The organism is uncultured Gimesia sp., assembly GCF_937910335.1.
GTDB lineage: Bacteria > Planctomycetota > Planctomycetia > Planctomycetales > Planctomycetaceae > Gimesia.
In genome coordinates, this window is sequence record NZ_CALEMX010000554.1 from 1 (window position 1) to 4,887 (window position 4,887).

General features: G+C 48.1%; 3 protein-coding genes. 2 read left to right on the forward strand and 1 reads right to left on the reverse strand.

Annotated features, from left to right (window positions below; all coding sequences use genetic code 11):
* Window positions 1-309 precede the first annotated feature (309 nt).
* The gene (locus Q0668_RS22895) at window positions 310-1,899 is read left to right on the forward strand and encodes a hypothetical protein (RefSeq protein ID WP_298868859.1); all 1,590 of its coding nucleotides are present in this window, start codon (window positions 310-312) and stop codon (window positions 1,897-1,899) included.
* 538 nt (window positions 1,900-2,437) lie between these two features.
* Window positions 2,438-3,823 carry a DUF1501 domain-containing protein gene (locus Q0668_RS22900; RefSeq protein ID WP_298868861.1) on the forward strand — a complete coding sequence of 462 codons (1,386 nt, stop codon included), beginning with the start codon at window positions 2,438-2,440 and terminating at the stop codon, window positions 3,821-3,823.
* Window positions 3,824-4,084: 261 nt separating this feature from the next.
* Here the strand turns inward: Q0668_RS22900 and Q0668_RS22905 are convergent, their stop codons facing one another.
* Window positions 4,085-4,741, reverse strand: coding sequence for an integrase core domain-containing protein (locus Q0668_RS22905; protein WP_366918983.1), 657 nt, complete (start codon window positions 4,739-4,741; stop codon window positions 4,085-4,087).
* Window positions 4,742-4,887: the final 146 nt, after the last annotated feature.

The window sequence follows — 4,887 nt, forward strand, 5'->3', positions numbered from 1 at the left end:
AGTCATGAAGGTAAAAAATGGTACAGTGCTTCCAGTAAAATACAAAATGCAGACAAGCAGGTGATTACGATCAAAAATAATTTAAAAAAGTACATTGCTGAATTTCAGAAACATGCAATCATTCTTCAATAATACTCCTATCGCAGAGTTTTCTGAAAAAACGATGTATTACTGACTGAATAACCGCCGGTGATTGAGAAAAAAGTGTCACCCAGAATTTGTTTAATCATTCAACCCTTGCGGCTGTTCACGTTAAAACGCGACAATCAAGGTTACAGTAAATTTAATACCCGATAAAGGAAATAGGATATGAAGGGGATTGACAATTCAAATATTCAACAACGGTCTCAGAGAAACTGTTGCCTTTTTCTGTCTTATATTTTTTTGAGTCTCCTGCTCACGCTCTGTGGTAGATTGACTTACGGAGACGAGCCAAGCATCGATGTAACGGTGACCGTCGATTTTGGTAAGGATCTTGGCCAGAATCTGGGTACGTTGTTCGAAGCAACCGATGATCAGGGGCAGCGGATTTTTGGAGCGGGATTTACAAGCGTTTATAACTCCTATTACCGCGGCGAGAGATATAAACTCCAATTCTACATTCGACCACCACAGCAGAAGTGTCGCCATGAAATCAAGCCAATCGCCCGAGCCGGCACTAATGCCAGTATCTTTCTTTATGATCTCGGGGAGCAGGTTTACGCTAACCAAGGGAGCAAAGGGGGACTACAACAGTGGAATAGTTCACAGCAGAAATGGAGTTTGGTTGATACAGAGAAACCGCACGGTTCATCTGCCTCTACCGTGCGGGGTAAGATTTTAGCATGGTTTGATAGTGGGTTAATGCACGGTGACCAGAAAATCTTTTCACAACCCTCAGATGCAGAATATAAATATTACTATTACGGGCAAGGTCACTTATTTTTCTTCCGAAAAACAATGTCAATAGCAGGACGGGTCGACAAGAGCTTAGTCGCGGTCAGATGGAGTCCATATGCAGAAAACCTAAACGTGGATTTATCCTTGGCAAAGACGTTGACGATTAATTCAATCGAGGTTTTCCCATATTCGTGGGGGCAATATGGAAATGAGACGTTGACCTGTTTCAACTATGGTGGAGTTTACACCTTTGATGGGCACAGGTGGAAGACCCTCATCGAGCCAAGCACTCAGACGAGTAATCAGATATACTCAATGATCTACTACCAAGACCGACTGCTGATGGGGCAGTATCCATCCGGTATGCTATTTGAATACAGCGGCAATCAAGTTCGCATGCTGGAAAACTCGCCGCCAATTCCAGCAGCTGCATCTCCCAGTGTACGCGAAGCACAGACTACTGGAATCTATCGTGGCGAGTTGTTTGTTGGAGTTTGGCCTTGGGCTGAGCTGTGGCGGCTGAATCCCGATACCAGCCAATGGAACCAGTTGGGTCGGCTATTTACTCATCCCCAAGTTCATTCTGTTCCGGTTCATCCGTACGAAGCGGAAGCAAAGTCGAATGGCTTGGTTATCAACGATCTCGGTCAACGCGTGACTGGTATGATTCCACATAATGACAGCTTACTCATAGGAACATCGTGGAAGATGGGCTCTAAAATTTATGGTGTGGACCGCTTCGACTTTCTGACGCCTCAGCAGCGGAAAGAATATGGTGTGGTCCACCAGCTCAGGATGCCGGGCAACCTGGTGAGCATCTTATCTTGGCAAGACGAGCCGACAACACTGCGTTTTGTAGTGAAAGAAGGTCGAATGGCAATAAGTCAGGATGGCAGAGATCTGGCAACCGTCAAAATTAACTCGGCCCTGTTTGTGGACTTACCAAAAACTACCATTCGATGGGGACAGGGTGTTTTTGGTCCACTGAATGGAACATTGACAGCAGTCAATATGAAGTAGAACTGTTCGTCGGGTAGATTCCTGAGTTGTGACCGCTCTCAGCGCTCAAACAGACTGTAACTTGATCCCAAATAGTCAGGCTCGTTGTTTCTCTGCCCACGCCAAGATCACCAAGAGGCAATCTTGGCGGCAGGACACAGAAAATAGTCTGTTGTCATTAAGGTGTAAATAATCGTCGTCTGGTTGAGTTGTTCTCCTTATCAATACCAAACCAATAAAAATCGTGTATAAAGACTGTAAACACCGGCCAGAAAAAGTAGCGCCTGGCGGGGAATGGCAAACGGTTTTAATAACGTAGCGCCCAAATGACCACCTGCTGGTTTATGAGCCAAACCCTTGAAGTCGAGAGCTCTGATTTTCTGAGGGCATCGCTTCTGTCGCTGTCACAGATAGGCAGAAACGTGACTAAATTGCTCTTCTGCTAACTCATATTTTTAGCAGACAAACAGTAAAGTTGTTGATACAATTGAATACTGAAGACTTTGGAATCGTGTCATGCATGAAGGCACAACCGTTATTTCGATCAGGGAGAACAGACATGCTTCACCGTCGTGATGCAATGCTTCGACTGGGACAGTTGGGACTGGGGCCGCTGACCTTGCCCGGTTTACTGGGGTCAGAGAGTCTGCGCGCAGCGGAATCTCACAACTCAGGGCTGATTTCGACCAGCGGTAAGGCCAAGTCGTGTATCCTGATTTATCTCTGGGGTGGTCCGCCACAGATGGATATGTGGGATCCTAATCCCAAAGCACCGCAAGGCATCCGCAGTCTGTTTGAACCCATCTCGACAGTGGTACCGGGAATTGAGATCAGTGAGGAGATGCCATTATTTGCGCGCCACACAGATAAGACCACGATCATTCGCTCGCTTTCACACGAAAGCAATCTCCATGAAGCATCCGTGTATCGTACACTTACCGGCAGGATCGATGAAACATTACGCGTACCACGAAACGATCGCAAACGAACCGATGCACCAAACTTGGGCTCAGTCGTATCGTACTTTCGTCCCGTAACCGGAATGCCGGGTGTGGCTACAATTCCCAGGCCCATCGGTCATGGTGGAGTCACCTATGCGGGCACCTATGCCGGCTACCTGGGAGCGCGGCATGATCCATTGGAAATTGCAGCAGCGCGTGGGACACAAGGGTTACCCTCTTTACCCCTCAGTTTGCCTGAAGAAATTACCAGCACGCGTCTGCTCGCACGCCGCGGCTTACTTGAATCTCTGGAACAGTTAGACCGACGTTTTCAAGCCAATCCACAAGCAAGAGATTTTGATGAGTTTCGTGAAATGGCATTCAGCATGCTTGGCTCGTCCTCCGTTGCAAAAGCATTGCAGATTGATCGCGTCGATGACAAAACCCGTGACCGTTATGGCCGCAACGAATGGGGCGAAGCGATTCTGACAGCACGACGGCTAGTTGAATCTGGAATGCGGCTGGTGACAGTCTCGTGGATGTTAGTCAATGGCAGCAGCGTCTCGAATGTCTGGGACAACCATGGCAATAAAAGCAAGTCCGGCTATCAAATGCTCAAGTCGGAATACTGCCTTCCCTCTTTAGATCAAAGTTGTGCTGCACTGTTGGATGATCTCAGTAACAGCGGATTACTCGATGATACCCTGGTCGCCCTGTACGGCGAGTTTGGACGCACACCAAAAATTAATACAAATATGGGACGCGATCACTGGGGCGCGTGTCAGTCGGCTGTCTTGGCTGGAGGGGGCATTCGTGGCGGCCAAGTTTACGGGGCCTCCGATAACCATTCTGCATACCCGACATCAAATCCGGTGTCGCCGCAAGATTTACTGGCAACAATTTATCATGCACTTGGCATCTCCCACAATTCGACCATGTACGACCAGGCTAACCGTCCATTTCCAGTTGTTGATGGGCGACCGCTGACACAACTGTTTGGGTGATGTTCCGGAAGAACATCAGTGACAAAGGTATTCGGTTCGTAGTGAGAGACCGATTTGTTCATAAGCAATCGTACAAATCGTCGAGTACAAACAGACTGTCGCACGTTAAGTCCCGCAGCCAATTGATCTTTGAAAACAAAATCTGGTGAAAGAACTGACGTGAGTCGGGGCAGGTATGCCGTGAATGGCCGTAGGTTGTGACTTTTCAGGAGCGAACTCGCATACGCTGAGCGTGAAAAAAGACTTATGTTTCGATTTGATCTACGCCGCAATCCGCTCGTACGATTTGATCAGCCCTCCGAGATGTTCCTCACAGTGGATCTCATCGAGCTTGTTCGTCTCGTATTCCGGCGGCGGCTCGACAGAGCAGGGTGGCAGATATTCTCGTGAGCTGTGCGCTCGATGTTTGTTGTAATAATCAACAAAAACCGAAACAAGATAATCAAGATGTGTCTTGCCGAAAGCGATGAAATGGTTCAAGGCTTGGTATTTTCTTGTTTGAACAAACCTTTCAGCCTGGGCATTCAGATTGGGAGATCGGATCGGCAGCATTTTCGGCTTGATGCCTCTGTTCTTCAGAAACTGCTTGAACTCGGTAGAGAACTTCGTGTCTGGATCATGGATCAGGTAGGTCGGCTTCTCATCCCGTTCGGCAACGTGGTTTACGAGCGCTTTGGCCTGTTTAGTCACCCATGCAGAATCCGGATTTCGCGTTGAGCGTGTGGCTAAGAGTTCACGCGTTTCAAGATGCATGAAAACCAACACATACAAATCGACGAGCCCACGCGGTGTCACAGCTCGTTTCGTAAAGAAATCGCAGGCCCAGAGTGTTTCCGAATGAGTTTTGAGAAACTGGTCCCAGGGGCCTGTACTTCGTTTCGGACTCGGCTCGAAGCTAGCACCGTTCCTGCCAGTGATTCACGAAACGGTTGGGCGTGTTAAAAAAGCCCACTATCCACGGCTGCAAACGATAAAACGTCGATCGCTGGTTCTGGAACAAAACGGTTGTTTGAACCCGCATTTCCCAGATGACTTCCCTCGCTTTGGCACGTAATTTGCGCCAT

Coding starts and splice junctions, on each gene's coding strand:
- Q0668_RS22895 (WP_298868859.1), top strand. CDS start 310: ATGAAGGGGATTGACAATTCAAATATTCAACAACGGTCTCAGAGAAAC.
- Q0668_RS22900 (WP_298868861.1), top strand. CDS start 2,438: ATGCTTCACCGTCGTGATGCAATGCTTCGACTGGGACAGTTGGGACTG.